Consider the following 20,464-nt stretch of genomic DNA (forward strand, 5'->3'; position numbering starts at 1 on the left):
AATGGAACGTTCAGAGCGTTGGTTGCCATTGGGGTTAATATTAGCTTTAGGATTATTACTGGGAAGTTTGATGTTTTCTATTTGGGAGAAAATACCTACTTCTGTAGAGCGCGTAAATTGGTCACAACAAGTCCAATGGATTGCCCCTCAAACACCTAATTACCGTTTTTATACACGTAATACCTTTAACTTACCTGATAAGGCAAAAGCAGGCTGGCTAAGAATAAGTGCTGATAATGACTTTACTTTATATGTGAATGGAAGGCAGGTAGCAAAAGAAAACAATGTTACCAATAGTTCTCGTGGTCTTGGTGCAGGTCTAAGACTACCTTTTCAAAATATTAATGATAGTAATCGCTATGTAACTCAAACATCACTTAATTATTTACTGGCTAGTTCCAATGACTGGAAATTAACAGCTTATGTAGATATAACTCGTTATTTAAGCGCAGGTAAAAATGTTATTGCATTAGAAATTCAAAAAGGACAAACTAATCCTCGTGTAGTTGTTGAGGGGGCTGTTTATCCTACAGATGATGCTACACCGATTCGTTTGTCAACGGGAGAAACTATCTGGAAAGTTTCTAATCTGTCAGAAACTCGTCAATCTCTTCAATGGTTTGACCGAGATTTTTCAGATGAAAATTGGTTAGAAGCGAAATTACTGGGTTCAGTTAGAGAAGCAACTTACAGTCGCTTAAGTAAAAATTTGTTTGACCGCCCTCTACAAGGTAATTGGATTGCAGGAAATCAAAGTTCTCAAGGGCAAGCATGGCTCAGAGGTAGTTGGCAAATACCAAAAGATCGGATTTCTCGCGCCTACATTCGATTTGCTGGGCAAGGTGCATATTCTCTGTTAATCAACGGCAATCTTGTTAATAGTTACAGAAACGAAAATAATAACCAACTGCATCTTTTAGAAATTACAAGGTTTCTCAAACCTGGAAATAATACATTAGCTATAACCTTAATTAGTCCACTAAATACAGTATTAATAGGGACTAATTCTATTAACCCTAATAATATTCTTAATTTTTTTCTCGATGGATGGGCAGAAACAACAACAGGCGAAATTGTTGGCAAAATTAACACTGATAATACTTGGACAAGTTTAAATCAACCTATATCTAGATGGACAGAAGGTGCAGGTGAGGATAAACTTGTAAGTCTTTTAGGTAAACCTAAAGCAGAAGGTTTCCAACGCAACTTTGAAGGTAATGCATATCTGCTCAATTACCCTAATTATTTATGGCATCAAAGTTTATGGTTAATAGGAGGAGTTGTCTTTGCGGTAATTTATGCTCCACTTTTAGGTTTATGGCTGGGATATGGGAATCGTTGGTGGGATAACTTTGTTGCAGGATCTGCAATACTCTCACCAAGTACTTTATTTTTAGCGGCTATTGGTTTACTAAAACACCGCTTTGCAGAAGCAGAAGTTGGTTTACTATTTGCCCAACCGCAAAGTAACTATGTAATATTGTTTGGGTTTACAGCCATACTTATATTGACATTAGTTTACATTCGCGTCAATAGAAAGATTAATAAATTACCTCTATCTTTTATTTGGTTCTCGCTGGGTTTAGTAGCTTGTGTTAGTTTCAGCTTGGCATCGAGTGGAAATGTCTTCTTTGTCTTTAGCTTAGTATTTGTAGTAGCGATTATTGCCTACATTTTCGTTTGGATGGAAAGACGGGAACAATCACCAATCCGAGTATTGCAAGATAAATTTAATTTTATACAGCAGAGATGGCCTATTTGGGGTGAGTGGATATTTCTTATCCTAATTGTCAGTGTAGGATTTGGGCTAAGAGTTTATAACCTTGGTTTTATTGACTTAGATTCTGATGAAAATACTTCTTTGGATGCAAGTAGAGGTATTCTTCGCACAGGTGCACCTATAGCTACTTCTGGTATTTGGTATACTCGCGGTCCTTTTTATCAATATCTACTGGCTCTTTGGTTACGGGTAGTAGGAGATTCTATAGTTAATGCTCGTTTGCTATCTGTAATTTGGGGTACAGCAACTTTAGTTTTAATTTATATCTTGGCTCGTAAAGTTACTGGTAAAGTTTGGATTGCTTTACTAATAGCATTAGTTTTAGCCATAGAACCTTGTGAACTTTGGTATTCACGTTTTATACGAGCTTATCAACTTCTCCAATTTTTAACTATTCTTAGTTTTTGGTCATTTTTAAAAGGTTTTATTGAAAAATTAGGGCGACATTACCAGTACATCTTTTTTGTTTCTTTAACTTTGAGTTTACTAACTCAAGAGATTAATTTAACAGTTATACCAGTATTTTTTATCGGTTTTATCTACTTATATCGCCCATTTTGCCTACGCAATGACTGGCAGATTGTTGTAGGTAGCATAATGACTATAGCCATTTTTATTTATAATTTGGCTATTGCTGTTATACGAAATATAACTCCTCTAGCCGCATTATCTAATGCAACCGCTTCTTATTTGCGACTTCATTTTTCTGATGTTACAGATTTGTTTGCTATGTTATTGATTGGATCTGATAGATCACATATAGTTTTGAGCTTATTCTTTTTACTTGGTTTCCTTTATTTTGTAAAAATTAAAGAGACAACAATAATTTTTTTATTTAGTACTATATTGATTAATTTTTTGTTAGTTACTGTATTAACATATAATCTTGCAGAACGTTATGTATATAGCGTTTATCCATTAATTATATTGCTTTCAATTTATAGTAGTATCTGTTTAATTAAAGTTTTAATAGAAAAAATAAATTTCTTATTATCTAGTTTTCCTTATTTAAAATCATTGGCCTTATTTAGCCTTGTTATATTAATCGGATTTAATTTAGAGCCAATGAGAGTTTTAGCTAGTTACCAAGAATCTTTAACTAGACGAAATAATGAACTATTAACTTATGTCAGAAATCATAGAAAACCGGAAGATATCGTTATTTCGCCTATGTCTTCTTTTACACCCACTAGCTTAGGAAAGCTAGATTATTATTTATTCAATCCTAAAGAGCATGAGAATTTTGATGGACTATATTGGCATAATGGCAAATTGATTGATCGTTGGGGTGGTGGAGTTGTTCTTAATAATGTAGACCAGTTAAACCATATTTTAGAAAAGTCAGATCGAGTATGGATTAATATAGATGATGTTAGAAATACCAGAGTAACACCTCAACTAAGGGACTATATTAAAAACTTGGGTCAACCTGTTTTTGAAACTTTTGGAACTCGTTTAAGGCTTTGGCAACCAGAAGATGGATTACCAAATCGTATACCTAACCAAGGTAAAGATTTAGGAGCTTACTAACACTCGTTGAGCTAAAGAGATTAAAGTGAAAATCAAACCAATAGTACTTTTTAAAACTGTTATTAGTATAGGACTTATAGTCCTAATATTCACTCATATAGATATTAATCAAACCTGGAAACAGTTTCAGACTTTATCTTTGCCATTTGTTGCTTTTGCTCTAATTTATTATACAGGCTGTCAATGGTTGAGTTGTTGGCGATGGCTAGTTGTACTCCATTCCACTGGACATTCAGTACCGATGATTAGTCTCCTCAAAAGTTATTTTGCTGGAATGTTTCTCAATATATTTCTCCCTGGTTCTTTTGGTGGAGATGCCTATCGTGTCTACCGATTAACAAAAGAAACTAAAGATTCTGAAGCTGCACTTGTATCTGTATTTTTAGAAAGATTTACAGGGCTTTTTGCTTTATCTGCTTTAGCTATATTAGGCTTACCTCCTGCCGTGAAAGTAGTTGGACGTTGGGATATTATTCTACTTTTCTTTGGTTGTGTTATTTCTTTAGTTGGTGGAGTGTTTTTAATTGTTAGTCCTCAGTTACTAAAGTTAGCAGAACCTTGGCTACAAAAACTACATTTGCAAAATTTAGGAGTCCGCTTTGCTAAAATCCAAATGCTTTTAAGACAATTTGTTCAACATCGCCAAGCTTTAGGCTTGTCGATCTGTCTTTCTTTTTTATTAATGCTTGCTATAGTTTATTATCACTATCTTATAGCTCAACAACTAAAAATTCCTATTTCTTACCTGGAGCTTTTAGTTTTTATTCCGATCATAGCGGTAATTACGTTAATTCCTATATCTCTAGGGGGTCTTGGTGTAAAAGAAGGTTTATGGATTTACTTGTTCAATCGAATTGGTCTAACTGGAGAGCAAGCTCTTTTGTTATCTATTACGATGACAATGCTAAGTTGGCTATTAGCCTTACCAGGAGGTGTAATCTTACTGTTAGATTCTGCTGGATTCCAAAAACTTAAGCAAGTAAATGATTCGCAAAATTCTTCTCGTTGAAAATTTACTAAATACTACATTTGATCTGAGGCACTTATGAACCGCTCTATTTTTCTAAAGATATATCCATATATTCTCAAAAAACGTTCTTTCTTTTTTAAACTAGGAACTCCCTATCTTTATATACGTTCACTCTGGTATGCTGGCAATGATGTTTTCTGCCCTTGCTGTGAAAGAAATTTTCAAAAGTTTTTACCTTTTGGCGCTCAGAAGCGACCTAATGCTATATGCCCTAGATGTTTATCTTTAGAAAGGCATCGTTTACTTTGGCTTTATCTCAAGAACAAGACAAATTTGCTTTCACAAAAACTCGAATTACTTCATGTTGCACCAGAATATCTTCTCAAAAAATCTATATCTAATCTGCCTAATATTAGTTACCTCAGTGCTGATTTACAACCAAACGAAGCAATGGTGCAGATGGATATTACAAATATTCAATATCCAGATAATGTGTTTGATGTAATTTTGTGTAGCCATGTTCTAGAACATATTCCTAATGATTGGCAAGCTATGGCTGAATTATGCAGAGTATTAAAACCTGGCGGCTGGGCAATTTTACATATCCCCCTTGATCCTAAGCTAGAGAAGACCCTGGAAGGAACAAGTGATTTATCACCTGAAGAAAGAGAACGGCTATTTGGTCATCATGATCACATGAGAATGTATGGCCGTGATTATAAAGAAAAGCTTGAAAAAGCTGGATTTACAGTAAAAGTTGATAGCTACGCGCAAGAATTAGGGATTGATAATATTCAAAAATTTGGCTTGATGCCAGATGAAGATATATATTATTGTACCAAGCCAGGATTGGTAGCTTAGTCTCTAGTTTTTTTAGCTAAACAAGAATAGCAGCAGTAAATTTGATGGTAATATCTGTGACTAAAAAAAGTTTTTTGCTTATACTGAGATGTCTAGTATCTCGGTTCTCAATATTATTGTTATTGCAGCTAGTAACACAAATCGTCTTTATTGCTGCGACTTCTAACAGAAGTACTGTAAACGCTGGAATCCATACATTGGTAAAGGAAAATAAACAAATTCCCATCAAACTTTCTGCAAAAACAGATTTTGAGCATGAATCAACTGATTTAATCGCCAATGTTCTCTACCGACATTTGTCAGGTTTGCAGAAATCAATGATGCCTAATGGTGCTAATGGTGCAAACGTCCTTTGGATACGTAATCAGGCTAAACGTTGGTATATTGAAGAGCAACGATATGGGGAAGACTTAATTATTGGTGGGTTGATTAACAATGATCCACAAGCCATTGAAGCGGGATTTAAAATGTTTGACTGGGGATTTGCCCATCAAGCTGATGATGGTAGCTTCTTTATAACGGGCGATCGCTTTCACAGTACATCTTTTTTTGTACAATCTGTTGCTCATACCCTTCTAGTAATAGAACAATCTCCGTATTCTGAAAAGTATGCTAACCAAGTAGCCAGATATAAACCTTTGGTGCATCGTGCTGCGCGATGGATGATTTTGCCTAATGTCTGGAAAAATGGAATCAGACGCAACGAACCCTACACCCACCGTCGTTATTTAGTTGCAGCAGCTTTAGGGCTTACAGGTAAACTGACTGGCGATGAAGAATTGATTAAATACAGTCGTGAATCGATTAAAGACGGCTTATCCCTGCAACTTCCAAATGGTGTGAACCCAGAAAAAGGTGGTTATGACAGCAGTTACCAAACAGTAGGTATGATATATGCCCAACGTTGGGTAACATACTTCCCTAATGATTCCTTGACTCCCAAAGTAGCACAGATGATTGACAAATCACTCTCCTGGGAACAAACACGAATCTTGTCTTCTGGCGAAATTAGCACCGAGGGGAATACCCGCACAGGTGGGCGAGAAAAAACCAGGGATGGTTCCCGATATAAAAAAGTAGGACCTGGATCACAAATTCGTGCTTTTGCTTATTGGGCATCTGTTACAGGTAATCAAAAGTGGGAAGAAAGTGCCCGTAAATTAACAAAATTTTACTATAAAATACCGTAAATTTGACTATACATTCAAGGACTTAGATGTGTCACAAAATACTAATCTAAAAACAGATAGACTTTTCTCGGTTGATATGCTGAAAGCAATAAGCATTACAGCAGTTGTTTCTTACCACAGTGTTTTTATTCCTGAGTCCACTTATTCATCAGCTTCGTACTTGATGGATATACTATTTGCACCCTTAAGATTTTGTGTGCCAGTATTTTTCACAATCTCTTTTTTACTGCTTGAGCGTAGCTTAGAAAAAAACTCTACTGCATTTTTCTATCCTGTGTTAAAAAAACGTTTTACTCGCTTGCTAATTCCAACATTATTTTGGGGTGGTTTAGCTGTGGCTTTGAGATTGTTAGGTAAAGCAAATCAAACTGAATCTCTTCTTATACTTGTTTTACGGGGCAAGATATTTCCTGGCTATTATTACCTTTTGGTAATGTTGCAGTTTTTACCTGTATTTATTATTTTTAATCGTCAATTGGGGAAACTTCAAAACTTTTTTATAGTATTAGTCTTTCAACTAATTGTTCTGGCTTTAATCTATTTATCCAACTTAAGAGTATTTGGTACGGATATAATTATATTTTTACGAAGTATCGGTCGTCCTTTTTTTGCTTACTGGTTTGTGTATATGTCATTAGGTGCTTGCTTTTATAAAAACTGGTTTAAGCTTGTAAAATTATCTAATCATATACCTGCACTAGTAAAAATATTTATGCTTGTATCTACCAGCTTGATTATGATTGGTGAATATAACTATTTGCATACTGTTACTGATAGACAGGTTATTCCTTTTGAGTATGCAATATTTTCTTGTATATTGAGTGCAATAGTTATGTTTATATGCTTTTCTTCTATCGAGGAAAATCAAATACCTTTACCTTTAAGGATAACTGTCAAACTATTATCAAAATATAGTCTTGGTATTTTTTGTATTAATGGTATTCTCAGCCTTATTTTTTTACAACTAGGTACTCATTTTTTTTTAGGGATAAACTTTACTTTTACTGAAATATTAGCAATTAAGTTAATTAGCTGGAATTTACTCTTAATACTTTCTCTAGGACTCTCTATGCTGTGCGAACGTATAGGGCTTGGAGCTTGTGTTCGTTAATTATACACAAATGCGATTGCTTTGCTTGACTACGTTATGCTAAAAATGACAATTTATGTTTTTACACATTCGGGATGCTCCTTGATCGCAAAATCTCAGCCTGCGCTTCGTTAATGCCTTGAGAGGCTAGGTCAATCCCATTTAACCTGATAAAAGTCACAATTACTCGCGTTCCTTTATCTACATCGATAGGTTGTTCAGTGAGTTCCACTCGACCATTACGATATATTCCTTCAACACTAGTCAACATTTTTAACCTCATTGCTCGTGAATAGTTAAATTACTTTATAGAACTTTACCTACCAAACTTTATTCATATTCAAAATAAACCCAGGCAATACCAACTCGCCGCTAACGATAGCAGGATTATCTAAACATTCCTCTGGCAATCTAGGATGATAAATATAAACTTTACGGTGTTTACGGTCAATCAACCAGCCTAACTGTATTCCTGGCTCATTCATATATTCCTCCATTTTTTCTTTCAAAGTCTGGAGGTTATCGCTAGGAGATTTGAGTTCGACTACAAAATCTGGACAAATGGGAGCAAATTTTCGCTGCTGTTCTGGAGATAAAGCATTCCACCGTTCTAGTTTAATCCAGGAAGCATCTGGAGAGCGTTCTGCACCTGTTGATAACTTAAATCCGGTACTAGAGCTAAAAGTTATACCTGTACCATCTTGTTCCGACCAAACCCATAACTGCCCAAATATGTTACCTTCTCGGTTTCCTGTCTCTGAACCAGTCGGAGGCATAATTACCAATTCTCCAAATTTATTTCGTTCAATGCGTAAGTCACGATTCATCTGACAAAACTCAAAAAATTGTTCGTCTGTCATTTGCATTGATGACGGAATTTGCAAAACCAAAGGGGATGAAAACATCGAAATTTCCTCCAGGTTATGATGCCTAGCTCACTGACTATATTCTCACGCAAAAAACAAAGACGCAAAGATATAACTTTGCGTCTTTGCTTTTTTATCCAAAATCATTTTCAGATTTACTTGTTAGGCTGAGGAGTTAGCCGCAGATACGGTTTAACTTCCTCGTAACCTTTGGGAAATTTCTGTTTGAGTACTTCTGGATCTTTGAGTGAGGGGACAATTACGACATCCTCACCGTCTTTCCAATCAGCTGGTGTCGCCACGCTGTAGTTATCAGTCAATTGCAGAGAATCAATTACCCGCAAAAGTTCATCAAAGTTGCGTCCCGTGCTGGGAGGGTAGGTAAAAGTGAGGCGGAGTTTCTTGTTGGGGTCAATCACGAAAACCGATCGCACCGTCACAGCTGCATTAGCATTCGGGTGGATCATGTCGTAAAGGTCAGAAACTTTGCGATCTGCATCTGCCAAAATTGGGTAGTTGAGGGTGGTGCTTTGAGTTTCTTCAATGTCTCCCACCCAGCCTTTGTGGGATTCTACATCATCAACGCTGAGTGCGATCGCTTTGACATTGCGCTTGTCAAATTCTGGTTTTAGCTTGGCAACTGTGCCGAGTTCTGTTGTGCAAACAGGTGTAAAATCAGCAGGGTGAGAAAACAGCACAACCCAGCTGTTACCTGCCCATTGGTAAAAATCGATGTCGCCGTGTGTTGAGGCTTGTGTAAAGTTGGGTACTGTGTCACCTAGACGGAGAGCCATGAGAGATTTCCTGTAGTTAGAAGATCATATGTGTTCTACTTTGCCATCATGACATAAAACCCCTATTTCCCAATCGGACTTTAGCGGTTTGAAACAAAATTTTAGGTTATCAGCACTCTCAAATAAGGGACGAGCGGTGAGAAACGTTCTTTAACTTTCTCATCCCACCCCATAATCACTCATTTCACGCATAAAAGGAGGATGGAACCCCAGCACAATATCTTGTTTTGGTACACCCAGCCTGACTAGATCGGCTGCGATATCATGTTCAGTTGAATTGTAGAAAATCCAGATTTTTTCATTCCGAATATCAAGATGCATTACACATTGATGAATCCAGCGCTTATGTTGCCAACCCAAATGCATAATTTGATAGTGATTTCGCTGAGTATCAAAAATAGTTTCAACTTCAATATCACCATAAGCAGGCTTATTTTGAGCATAGCCCATTAATAATTGCTGCACAGTTTGCTGATAGTTCATTAATTCATCTGTCAGATTTTCCATTGTACAATCTGCTCCAATTGAATATCGTATATCAGCAGTTTGACAGTATTTTCTTGTAAAATTGAGGCGGGAAAATCAAGTTGAAAGAAGCTGTTATAAGTTAAGTCAGGGACAGCTAAATAAAGGACGCGATCCGGTTCTTCACGACGCAAAGCTGCTCGGTAGTTAATGAACTGACCCAATGCTGTATGAAACTGGTAAATTGGGGATGCGCTAGCCAGAAAACTTTTGACTTCAACCGCAATTTTTTCATCACCTCGCTCTGCTGCCAGTAACCGTTCCGCCCCTAAATCAATCTCCATATCAACACCGCCTACCTTTATTTGTAATGGATCGTGAGTAATATACCACCCATCCTTGGTGAGAGATGTCTTAACAACTTGATGAAAGCGATCTTTAGCAGCCACAAGAGATGATTGCTCTTAACAGTTTGCTATTTCAACCTATCACATTGCTCCCATGACACTTACAGTTTGTTTGCCAGAATTTTCTGGTAGGCTTGGATTGTTTGACGAGCGATCGCATCCCAGCTAAAATTTTCCAATGCATATTTTTGGGCGTTTAATCCGCGTCGTTGGCGTTCTGCTGGATTTTGCAAAGCTTCTTGCAGTAACTCTAATAGTTCTTGGATATCTGTTGCACCCACCCAACCCGACTCACTATCACGTATCTGTTGACAAATATGCACTTGGTCAGAAATTACTACGGGTATACCTGCTACCATTGCTTCAGCTACAGCAATCCCAAAATTTTCGTAGTAGGAAGGCAAGATAAATAAATCAGCAGCTTGTAGTAAACTAGCTTTTAATTCACCAGTAACAAAGCCAGTAATTGTAGTGTGCGATCGCAGTGGTGAATTTTGAATTTGAGATATTATCTTTTTTTCATAATCTGGATCTTGGGGATTTGTCCCAGCTAAGACAAAATGAAACTTATAACCAACCGCTAACAACTTCTCTAGCGCCGGAATCAACAAGTTTAACCCCTTTTTCGGGTCAATTCGTGACATAAACAATACTAAAGGTGCATCCTCTGGTATTCTTAACAGACTATATACATTTTGAATGGGGGATTGAGGGGGGATTACACCCAACGGAATCACCAAATCTGGCGTAGACACTCCAAATCGTTTTGAGATTTTAGCTTCTTGAGCGCTCGTGAAATGAATTGCTGCTGCACCAGCTAAATTTTGACGTTCTATAATTGCGACATAAAGCTGCTTTAATTGTTTTTTCTTTTGTAAATCAGCCGGATCGAGAGTACCTAAAGGACGGAAAATATAAGGTAGCTTTTGCTGACGACACACAATAGCAGCAGCACTACTTATAGGAGAGAATAGAGCATGAATATGTGCTATATCAAACTCATGAGTATGACGTTTTAGCCAGTTTAATAAATCTATGGAAAATTTGTAGCGACGAAATGGGGCGCAACGAAAGTAAATTACTTCATAACCATCTTGTTTAATTGGGCGATTTAAAGGAACATCTAGAGGGATTTGACCATTATCACCATTACTATCAGTTGTAATAATTGTAACTTTTGCTCCCTCTCTTACCAAAGCTGGAGCTAATCCTAGTACCATTTGACTGGGACCGCCGTAAATCAGAGAAATTGAAGGAACAATCTGTAATATTTTCATTTGTTTGTCATTTGTCATTTGTCATTAGTCATTTGTATTCACTAATGACTAATGACTAAATCTTGATAAAACTCTAATTGTTGTTTAGCTAAGGCTTTATTTGTATATTGAATCATTGCTTTTTGATAACCCATTTCACCCATAGTATGAGCAAAATCTGGTTTATCCATTAATTGAACTAAACAATTAGCAAGGGCTTGAGCATCACCTTCAGGAAATACTAAACCAGCATCGCCAATTACATAGGGAATTTCACCAGAATTAGAACCAATCACAGGTACTCTGCAAGCCATTGCCTCAATAAGCACATGGCCAAATTGTTCTTTCCAGCCAACAGAAGTTAAAGTTTTAAACTTGTAAGTTGTTTCTGACGGTAGTACTAAAGTACTCATTAAATTAATATAGTTTGCAACTTCGTTATGGGGAACGCTTTCTACCAAAATTAATTGTTCTTCAATATTGTTTTCTGCCGCGATTTTGATTAATTGACTTTGCAACTCTCCTCGTCCCAGTAGAAGTAGTTTCCAAGGTTGATTTTTCAAATTAATTAAGGCTTGCAAAAGCGTTAATAAACCTTTTTCTGGCACAAATCGTCCAACAAAACCTACAACAAAATCTTCTTTTTTAATATCCAAATTAGCTGCTAAATCAAATTGAGGTTTGGGAGTAAATAAACTTTCATCTACACCCAGTTGCGGCATGACTTTAATTGCCCCTTTATATCCCCGTTGCCGTAAAATTTCTGCTCCATCTTGATTACCAGAAATAATGCCGTGGCTGTGATTCAGATTATATTTTTCTAATAAAGCAACTGGTAATTTCAGATTATATGGTAAATTCCACCAGGTAAAAAATACATTTTTTGCTTTTAGCCCTAATAGCTGATTTAAAGCAATCATTTGAGTATAAGCTAGTCCCCTAGACCCTTGTTCCACTTGGATGATTTGGGGACGAAATTCTTTTAACAAAGATATCAAATCAGTACCAAAGGTAAGGAGTCCCTGATGATTTTGACTAAAATTAGAAATGGGAACTATTCTAAATGTGCCTTCATCACAGTATTCTGTTTCAATAATTCTATTTTGTACACCACCTGGTTTCCAACGCTTTGGGACTACAACTGTCACTTCAATATCGGCTTCTAGTTGAGATAAAGCACGTAGTTTTTCACAGTTGAGGTCTACGATATAAGTGTGGCTAGCAACTAAAATTTTCATTGATATTTATTAATTGATATTTATTTTTTGTCAGTTATTATTTAATATTCACTAACTTCTAACTCCTGACTCATAAATTCTAATTAAACTTGTTCATCCAATCGGCTATAAATTTGACCATCGTTCCAAAGTGATTGAATGACAGTACCCAAGGCTTTCAAAAAACCCAAAGTGTAGAAAATAGCACGAGTGGCAATTTTAATGGGGGAACCACTTTTGTGACAAGGTGGGCGTCCAAGAACGTGACAATCAAATAAACGGGCGTATAAGCGTAAAGCTTGACTAGCAGTAAGGTTTTTCAACCCTAATAGGAAATGGTTGTGATAAAAGGTGAGTTGATATTTGAGCGATCGCATACTAATATCATGACAACCCCCTGTTTCTTCGCCTAAATGCACCAAATGAGCCTCTGGGTCGTACCAAATTTTATACCCCGTCTGTCGCACCCGCAAACAAAAGTCTGACTCTTCGCGCACAGCACTACCGCGAAACCTCTCATCAAACCTTAGCCCATACTTAGTAAAAATTTCGCGGCGAAATGACATGTTACAACCCCTGGCTGTCAGTACTTGCTGAGGTTTGATGGTATGTACTAAATCAATATGATACCAAGCAATTCCTGGGTCCATAGCTTGGGGAGGTAGATATTCAATCTGTAAATCTCCTCCAGAATCACCCAATTTCATTCTGTCAAATACCCGACCGGCTACAGCCCCTACTTCTGGATTTTGCAAATAATTCTTCGCATGGGCTGCTAATAATTCTGGGGTTAGCTGAACATCATCATCAATAAATAATATTATTTCACCAGATGACCGCCGCACAGCATAATTCCGTGCCCCTGGCAAACTTGCCCAATCTAAGCGCAACCACTTAATTTTACCTGCCTTCGCCATCTCTTCTAGATAGGCTTGAATTTCTGGTTGGTGTTTAGGGGTTTGGTCTACCACTAAAAGTTCAAAATTTGGATAGTCTTGTTTCAAAACATCTACAATACTATCTTGTAGGGCTTCCTCTCGACCATAGGTCGGGATAACCACAGTAATTAATGGCCAATTATCCATGATTTTTATTCAGTGATTTTTCTAATTTGATAATAACCTTATAAAACTTAATTTTCATTTACTTTATTAAGTTACTATTGCCTTAATTTAAATTCAGTCAATAGCAAATGACTGCTTAAGATTGTCTTTAATTCTTTATACTGCTGCTGCATAAAGTTCATCAAATAACTCATTTTGCTTTTCAGAGTTATGTACAATTTGCGCTTGAGCTAACGCTCCCGCACTTAAAAATTCGTAATGTTCTCGCTTATCACTTCTATCAAGAAATTGGGTGATTTGTTGGAATGCTTGCTCTGCCAAATAATCATAAGTGCTGTTTAAAATTTCCCAATATTCAATAGTTTTAGTCTTTTCTTCATACAGCCAATTACTCCAATGCCTATTTTCATTAATTGGTAACCTTAAAATATAGCCATTTTCGCCGTGACGAATAAACTCGGGTAAAGCGCATACATTTGTTGTAATTGCAGGAGTTGCAACTGAAAAACCTTCGATGATACTATAGCCGTAAGTATCATGTAATGTCGCCATTAATTGAAAATGACTTTGCGATAATAACTCAAGAACTTTGTCATTAGGAATATTTTTATGAAAGACAACGTTATTTAAATCCAACAACTTTAAATCTTCTACATATTTGGTTTCATCGGGGAAATCTGTGGGAACTCCTGAACCACGCCCCAGATCGGAAATTATATGTATAGTAATAGGTAAACCTAATTTTTCAGCTTTTTTAGCAAGTCTTAAAGCAACAATCCCACCTTTGCGGGCAATGTGATTTCCTATAAATATAAGCTGGAGGTTTTGCTGTTGTTGATAAAGTTTCGATTCGTTGACCCTTACTGGAAAGCTTGGATGGATTACATCCAACTTCTTACTTACTTTTTCTTTTATCTTCCAACCTTCCATCCGCTTAATTAATCTCAATTTCGCATAATCTGAGATAGCTATAAGTTTTTTGCAATTTTCTAGTGCTAATCGATTATTTAACAATTCATAAATTGCAGCTTTACCTTGACTTTGAGCATTTCTATATAAAAAACGATGATCCTCAAAGGTAACAAACCAAGGTTTGCTTGTATATAAAATTTTGTTGAAAGAATGAATAGCTTGGTATCTTCCCCATATAGGTTGCCAGGGAAAAAAGCTGCTTAAAGGATACCAAATTTTTTCTATAGGATATCTACCTGTGGGGAAAGGCTTGGGGCGGATAAGTATATGCCGAGAATTTCGAGGTGAGTTGGGAATGCTTAGGTGTTTTTGTCCTACTATGATAACTTTTGCCATTTTTCTTTCATTTAAATTGTTTTTAGACGTTTTTTCTGATTTTTTTGCTGAGGATTAGCATCTTGTATATCTTGTTTCTCTAGTTCTGGCAATTTAAAAAGAACTCCCGCAAAAAACCAATAATAGACAGCAACCGGGTCAACATCCAGAGGATAGTAATAGGTGTTGTAGCTAATAAACAATATAAACACCCACAAAGCCGCTCCGTAACTGCGGAAATTACGGTTCTTTATGGAGCGATAGGTTTTAAAGCCAATAATTGTTAAACTAGTGACCAAACCCAGAAAAGCTAGCACTCCAATAATTCCCACTTCAAAAAGTACTTTGGGATAGTAGGTTTCCACTAGCTTAGTTTCACCCATTACGCGGGCAGAGTTAGTTGCTCGACCTAAACCGCTTCCTAATGGCCCATCTACGTTTTTCCAATTTTCTTGAAATTGCTGAACGATAAAATCTTGAGGTGGTGAAGCCTCCCATCGTCCTGTAAAACTCTCGGTTCTCTCTTGAACAACAGCAGGGTTAGTCACCATTGCTATTCCCAGAACAAAGGCAAGTCCTATCCCTATGGGGATAAATCTTTTTAAATTGCCAATTTGACCAGTGAGCAATAACAAAATTCCAAAGCAGATTGGTACTAAAGCTAAGGCGATTCTCTGTCCAGAAATTACAGCATTGATAAAAACTGTTACTAAAGAACCTAAACCAACTAGTCGCCATATTGGGGAGGGGTCGGTAAAGCCAGTGGCAAAGGTAAAAAAGGTGCTGGAAATTAAGAACCATGCCCACTGCCAAGGAGCTACAAATGTCCCTGGTAGGCGAATGACTCCTTCTTCGGGACTATATAGGAGCGCTCCACCAAAATAACACCGGGCTTCTAGTGATGTGACAAATAAAGCATTTCCTTCCAGACCTCTTGTGCCTTGACATACACCAGTTAGTAGTAATAGGTATTGAATAAATCCCAGCACACAGCAAATTAGTGTAAGGACAATCTGGAGGCGCGATAAAAATAGAAAATCCTGTTTATTACGAATTAGATAGTAAGCACAACCAATCAAAGGGACATAGCCTAAAAATACTTTCAGTCCCAGAATTCCCATACCTAATGGTATTTCTTGGGGTGCTTTTTCCAATAATCCGACGCTAGGCGGGTTAAACTGCTGTCCACCATTAATAAATAATAGTGTTAGCAGACTACAACCCAAAACAATATAAAATGGGGTTTTAATGCCTTGGGGAATAATTAGGGGTAGCCCCTGGTTACGGCAAGTCTGCCAAAGTCCAATTAGGGCTGGAATGTAAAAGGCATCTTTAGCTAATTGGAGTATGGGACTATTGCCCAAGTAGTAAGTTATAGTACCCCCAATAGGTACGTAAATGATGAATGCATATAGCGCTTGACGCGGGTATTTGTAGGAAAGGGACATGATAATTATCCCCAAGACACCAGGGACTGCTGCTTTAATTCCACCTATGAAAAAAAGCACAATGCCAACGAAGACACCGCCAAAGGTGGCGGTGGTAAGTAAGCTAGTGAGTTCTTTACGTGCTTGGGCTGCTTTGCGTTTTTGGGCTAACTGTTCTTTGAGGTTAAGGGTAGAAGTTTCCTTTTTAGCCTGCTTTTTCAATTTTTTAGATGGTTGGGATTTTGATTTTCTTTTCGGCATAATGGTGCTGTAGCCTATCAGCCTCAGGGAAATATATTATAGTTGACAAATCTCTCTAGATTGCTGTAAGTTGTACAATCCGAATTCATCTATAAATGATTGATTTAATAATTTGCGATTAAAAATGTTAAATTTTAATCTTTTTGAATTATCAAAAAGATTTTCTCCTGTGTCCAATATATAAACTGCACCTAGAAATGGTAATGATTTAATGGGTTTTGCTCTGTTCTTTAAAATATCTCTGACTTTAGCGTGGTCTATATAATATCTATAATATCCATAGCCACGATTATATTCTGCGGCTTCAGGCAAATCATTTAAATCATATCGGATAATGTTACAACTGCCGCACATCTTATAAAAATTGTTTCTTTTAATATATATGTAATTACTGCCTTCTTGATATTTATAACCTTTATTTATAAACCATCCATTAGAATCTGGATATTGTAGAATAAATTTGGCTAAATTTTTACTAACACAATCGTCAGCATCAATTGTCATAGTGTGAGTGGGAGAAAATTGACGAGCATAAACCAATCCTTTTAATATTTTACGCCCCTTATCTGTATCTCCTTTAGCTACAGGGTTAGTTTCGTTGGGAGGGTAAAAATCAACTGTAATATATGTGATATGAGAATGAGTGAATTCTATTTTCGGCTTTTCATGACAAACAACAATAACGTGAAAGTTGGGTGAGGTTTGATTGCAAACTGATTTAATGCATCTTTCAAATAATTGTGTAACACGTTCCCAGGAATTAGAAACTTTTGCACTTTTGAGTGGGATAACAAAAACAAGCATAATATTATCTTAGAACATATAGCTAAGAATCTCGAAATAAATAATAACACGTTCAGAGTGATGCCATGACTAGTTATCCTAATGCGGTGAGTTTTGTTGAAAGGTAATAAGTCGCTCACGATCTAACAATGCAAATACAAATGTCACAGCTTCTACAAATTAACCAGCCCTGGTCATTAGTAGAAACTGTGACGTAAAATTGGCGCTTGTTAAAAGCTGAGATAATAACTAATTTAGTCCATCAGATACTGTTGAACTTTGGAAACTAATTCATTTGTCCAGTAGTTGGTAAGTTCAGCATTGGCAGCTTCTACCATAACCCTGATTACTGGCTCTGTGCCAGAGGCGCGAACCAAAATTCTGCCGGAATCATCCATTGCAGCTTCAGCAACAGCGATCGCTTCTTGCACAGGTTGACAATCTTGCCATCCTAAACGGCGATCACGATCAACAACTCGCACGTTCCGCAACAGCTGCGGATAGGTCTGGAAGCTTTGATCTACTAATTCGCTAAAGGGAACACCCGCCTCTTTCACCAAAGCTGCTATATGTAAGGCTGTTAATAAGCCATCTCCAGTCACAGCATAATGACGGCAAAGAATATGACCTGATTGTTCGCCGCCTAGCATTCCCCCAGTCCGCAACATTTCGGCTTGTACGTATTGGTCGCCGACTGCGGTACGAATTAAGTTACCACCAATTTGCTGCCAAGCTTTCTCAAAGCCTAAGTTAGCCATGACTGTAGATACAATCAGGTTATCTGGCAATTGTTGGTTTTGTTTTAAGTGTCGTCCCCATAGGTAGAGAATGTAATCGCCGTTAACTTGCCTGCCAGTATTGTCTACTGCTAAGACGCGATCAGCATCGCCATCAAAGGCAAAGCCGATGTTGGCGTTGTGTTCTTGTACTGTGGCTGCAAGAATATCTAGGTGCGTGGAACCGCAGTTGACATTAATGCGATCGCCATTGGCTTCATTATGTAAGCAGATTACCTCTGCCCCCATTTCTGTAAATACTGCTGGTGCTAACCCGACTGCTGCTCCCCACGCCAAGTCTAAAACAATCTTCATCCCCTGAAGCTTTGTGGCACTGTTCAAGGGTTTTTTCAGCGCCTCACTATAATGCCCTACTAACTCCAAACGTGAGTAATGCCGTCCGCAATTACTGACTTTAGCAATAGGTGATATTTTGCCACGTAGTCCGGCTTCAATTTCTACCTGCAATATTTGGGGTAATTTCCCACCATCGGTACTAAAAATTTTAATACCATTGTCTTCTGGCGGATTATGGCTAGCAGAAATCATCACTCCGCCAATGGCATCACTAATGCTGGTGAGATAGGCAATGCAAGGAGTGGGGCATAATCCCAGATACCAAACCTCTAGCCCTGCTGCTGTTAACCCTGCACTCAAAGCCATTGCTAGCATATCACTAGAGTTTCTAGAATCTTGTCCAAGAATGACTGGCCCTACTTGAGTAGCATATTTACGCAAAACAATTCCCGTCCAAAAACCAACTTGCAATGCTAGAGGTGCACTTAGTAATTCTCCCACTCGTCCCCGAATCCCATCTGTGCCAAATAAAGGATTTGCTGGTAATGAGATTAAATTCAGTTCAAAACTGCTCTCAATCCCTTTCCCTAATCCGTCAGTTTCAGAAGCAGAATCCCCCGGAATGCCCGGTGTCCGAGTTATAAATGAAACCATCTGTTTCAATACTCCACACAATCACACTAGAAAATAGCATTTAACACTTGATTTAACAATTTTGACAGAAAACCTTTTCTCAAATCTTACGCCACAAAACCGAACGACTGGAATGAGTGACTAAACAAACCTTCGCATAGGGTTCTATAGGGTAAGTTCCCTTTAAAATTCTGATCTAAATCTATGAGAAACTATCATTTAACGGAACTCGCATTTTTCATGCTAGGCGATTATGATAGCAATCACTTTAATGGGATGCTCTCAAAGGTAGTTTTAAAAGAAAATTGAGTTTTTTGTAATTGCGAAGCCAAGAACCTAGATTTTTTGCCCAAAAACCTGATTTTTCAACTTGGATAACAGTGTTAAGATATCAGTTTAACAAAGAAGAGCTAACAATTTTGAACCGCATTTTTCTGTAAAAATGCATAATTGCTTTTCCAAGTTTATCTATAGCTTTGCTCAGGAAAGGGCGTTTAGGGTATAAAATTTGTTCGTGAGCTTCAAAATACTGAGAAATTTCAGCCCTAGTTGATTGACCCTTGCTAATTTTTACTAATTCAATTTTATTATTGAAAAATGAAATGCCTTCCATCTCACTCCATCTAACTGCTAGACCGGCTTTATAAGCAGCTAAACCTATTGCGCTCCCTTCACCTTCATAAATTCCGTTTAGCTCAAAGTAATTGGCAAGCATATCCCATTGCTGCAAAAATTCAATTTCTTTACCTGAATCCTTAGTGACTGAGAATAAGTACTCGTGAACAAAATTAATATCTTTCCAACTTGTTTCCAAGTTAAGAATTTTTGTTGCATTTTTAACAATTGCAAACTCTCTGACGAATTTACTACTAGCAGTTCCTGCAAGAACTTTAGTAAATTTTTTTGGCATATCCATACAAGCTCTAGCGCTAATTCCTGGTGTTAGCAGCCACTGCATATCTTCTGGCACTGGTGCCAAGATTCGCATATCTGAGTCAATGAATATACACGAATTAAAAAGTGATAAAGCTTTTGCAATTGCAAATCTTTTATCGTGGTAACATTTAACACCTTTTTGCTGATGCTTAAAGACTAAAACTTGAGAATATTTACTAAATTCTTCCGGATGATCGCTTAAAATAATAAAGGAAGTGTTAGGAGAATATCTTTCTATATCTTTTGCTAATAAGGAAGCAAGAGCGCTATATTTTTTCCCTAATGCTAAAGTACAAAAGCAAAAGTTTTTTTCTGATTGAATCATTGTTTTTCCGGTTAATTTTAAATAAAGAGATTGGGATTTTGAAAGTAGACATTTTTTTGCACCAGCTATTAATTGATGTATCTATTACATCAATTAATAGCTATATAGCAATGAGAAATTGGCTAAAAACCACATTAAATCTAAGATTTAGTGATTAACCAGAAAGTGGTTGTTCCGAATCTTTCACTAATTTCTTTTTTGCCTTATTCATTCAAACAAAGTTAAACACAATTTCGTTTTTTTCAATTC

18 protein-coding genes are annotated in these 20,464 nt (G+C 37.0%); 5 read left to right on the forward strand and 13 right to left on the reverse strand.

Annotated elements, in window-relative coordinates; genetic code table 11:
• Position 1: 1 nt before the first annotated feature.
• The 5 genes from V7L20_RS12740 (at position 2) to V7L20_RS12760 (ending at position 7,442) form a co-directional block, all read left to right on the forward strand.
• Positions 2 to 3,310, forward strand: a complete 3,309-nt coding sequence (locus tag V7L20_RS12740) for a glycosyltransferase family 39 protein (protein WP_334744428.1) — start codon at positions 2 to 4, stop codon at positions 3,308 to 3,310.
• Between the two features lie 25 nt (positions 3,311 to 3,335).
• The gene (locus tag V7L20_RS12745; RefSeq protein ID WP_334744429.1) at positions 3,336 to 4,319 is read left to right on the forward strand and encodes a lysylphosphatidylglycerol synthase transmembrane domain-containing protein; all 984 of its coding nucleotides are present in this window, start codon (positions 3,336 to 3,338) and stop codon (positions 4,317 to 4,319) included.
• Between the two features lie 36 nt (positions 4,320 to 4,355).
• The gene (locus tag V7L20_RS12750) at positions 4,356 to 5,141 is read left to right on the forward strand and encodes a class I SAM-dependent methyltransferase (protein WP_334744430.1); all 786 of its coding nucleotides are present in this window, start codon (positions 4,356 to 4,358) and stop codon (positions 5,139 to 5,141) included.
• Between the two features lie 197 nt (positions 5,142 to 5,338).
• On the forward strand, positions 5,339 to 6,331 hold the full coding sequence (locus tag V7L20_RS12755; protein WP_334744431.1) for a hypothetical protein: 993 nt from the start codon (positions 5,339 to 5,341) through the stop codon (positions 6,329 to 6,331).
• 28 nt (positions 6,332 to 6,359) lie between these two features.
• Entirely contained in the window at positions 6,360 to 7,442 is a 1,083-nt protein-coding gene (locus V7L20_RS12760) for an acyltransferase (RefSeq protein ID WP_334744432.1), read from the forward strand.
• Positions 7,443 to 7,503: 61 nt separating this feature from the next.
• Here V7L20_RS12760 and V7L20_RS12765 read toward each other — a convergent pair whose 3' ends face one another.
• The 13 genes from V7L20_RS12765 to V7L20_RS12825 form a co-directional block, all read right to left on the reverse strand.
• Positions 7,504 to 7,692 carry a hypothetical protein gene (locus V7L20_RS12765; protein ID WP_334744433.1) on the reverse strand — a complete coding sequence of 63 codons (189 nt, stop codon included), beginning with the start codon at positions 7,690 to 7,692 and terminating at the stop codon, positions 7,504 to 7,506.
• Positions 7,693 to 7,741: 49 nt separating this feature from the next.
• Positions 7,742 to 8,326: a Uma2 family endonuclease gene (locus tag V7L20_RS12770; protein WP_334744434.1), complete on the reverse strand. Its 585-nt coding sequence runs from the start codon at positions 8,324 to 8,326 to the stop codon at positions 7,742 to 7,744.
• Between the two features lie 116 nt (positions 8,327 to 8,442).
• Positions 8,443 to 9,081: a peroxiredoxin gene (locus V7L20_RS12775; protein ID WP_334744435.1), complete on the reverse strand. Its 639-nt coding sequence runs from the start codon at positions 9,079 to 9,081 to the stop codon at positions 8,443 to 8,445.
• 159 nt (positions 9,082 to 9,240) lie between these two features.
• Positions 9,241 to 9,588, reverse strand: coding sequence for a XisI protein (locus V7L20_RS12780; RefSeq protein WP_334744436.1), 348 nt, complete (start codon positions 9,586 to 9,588; stop codon positions 9,241 to 9,243).
• Positions 9,576 to 9,995, reverse strand: coding sequence for a XisH family protein (locus V7L20_RS12785; RefSeq protein WP_334744437.1), 420 nt, complete (start codon positions 9,993 to 9,995; stop codon positions 9,576 to 9,578). The genes V7L20_RS12780 and V7L20_RS12785 overlap by 13 nt, the downstream gene beginning before the upstream one ends.
• A gap of 59 nt (positions 9,996 to 10,054) precedes the next feature.
• Positions 10,055 to 11,230, reverse strand: coding sequence for a hormogonium polysaccharide biosynthesis glycosyltransferase HpsP (gene hpsP / locus V7L20_RS12790; RefSeq protein ID WP_334744493.1), 1,176 nt, complete (start codon positions 11,228 to 11,230; stop codon positions 10,055 to 10,057).
• A gap of 41 nt (positions 11,231 to 11,271) precedes the next feature.
• Positions 11,272 to 12,447: a hormogonium polysaccharide biosynthesis glycosyltransferase HpsO gene (hpsO, locus tag V7L20_RS12795; protein ID WP_334744438.1), complete on the reverse strand. Its 1,176-nt coding sequence runs from the start codon at positions 12,445 to 12,447 to the stop codon at positions 11,272 to 11,274.
• An 83-nt stretch (positions 12,448 to 12,530) separates the two neighbouring features.
• On the reverse strand, positions 12,531 to 13,511 hold the full coding sequence (gene hpsN / locus V7L20_RS12800; RefSeq protein ID WP_334744439.1) for a hormogonium polysaccharide biosynthesis glycosyltransferase HpsN: 981 nt from the start codon (positions 13,509 to 13,511) through the stop codon (positions 12,531 to 12,533).
• A 135-nt stretch (positions 13,512 to 13,646) separates the two neighbouring features.
• Positions 13,647 to 14,798, reverse strand: a complete 1,152-nt coding sequence (locus tag V7L20_RS12805; protein WP_334744440.1) for a glycosyltransferase family 4 protein — start codon at positions 14,796 to 14,798, stop codon at positions 13,647 to 13,649.
• Between the two features lie 11 nt (positions 14,799 to 14,809).
• On the reverse strand, positions 14,810 to 16,465 hold the full coding sequence (gene hpsL, locus V7L20_RS12810; protein WP_334744441.1) for a hormogonium polysaccharide biosynthesis protein HpsL: 1,656 nt from the start codon (positions 16,463 to 16,465) through the stop codon (positions 14,810 to 14,812).
• 36 nt (positions 16,466 to 16,501) lie between these two features.
• On the reverse strand, positions 16,502 to 17,269 hold the full coding sequence (locus tag V7L20_RS12815) for a glycosyltransferase family A protein (protein ID WP_334744442.1): 768 nt from the start codon (positions 17,267 to 17,269) through the stop codon (positions 16,502 to 16,504).
• A 233-nt stretch (positions 17,270 to 17,502) separates the two neighbouring features.
• Positions 17,503 to 18,975, reverse strand: coding sequence for a phosphoglucosamine mutase (glmM, locus tag V7L20_RS12820; RefSeq protein ID WP_334744443.1), 1,473 nt, complete (start codon positions 18,973 to 18,975; stop codon positions 17,503 to 17,505).
• Between the two features lie 370 nt (positions 18,976 to 19,345).
• Positions 19,346 to 20,215 carry a hypothetical protein gene (locus V7L20_RS12825; protein ID WP_334744444.1) on the reverse strand — a complete coding sequence of 290 codons (870 nt, stop codon included), beginning with the start codon at positions 20,213 to 20,215 and terminating at the stop codon, positions 19,346 to 19,348.
• Between the last annotated feature and the right edge of the window lie 249 nt (positions 20,216 to 20,464).

The sequence above is a fragment of the Nostoc sp. genome, assembly GCF_036916735.1.
Classification (GTDB): domain Bacteria; phylum Cyanobacteriota; class Cyanobacteriia; order Cyanobacteriales; family Nostocaceae; genus Nostoc.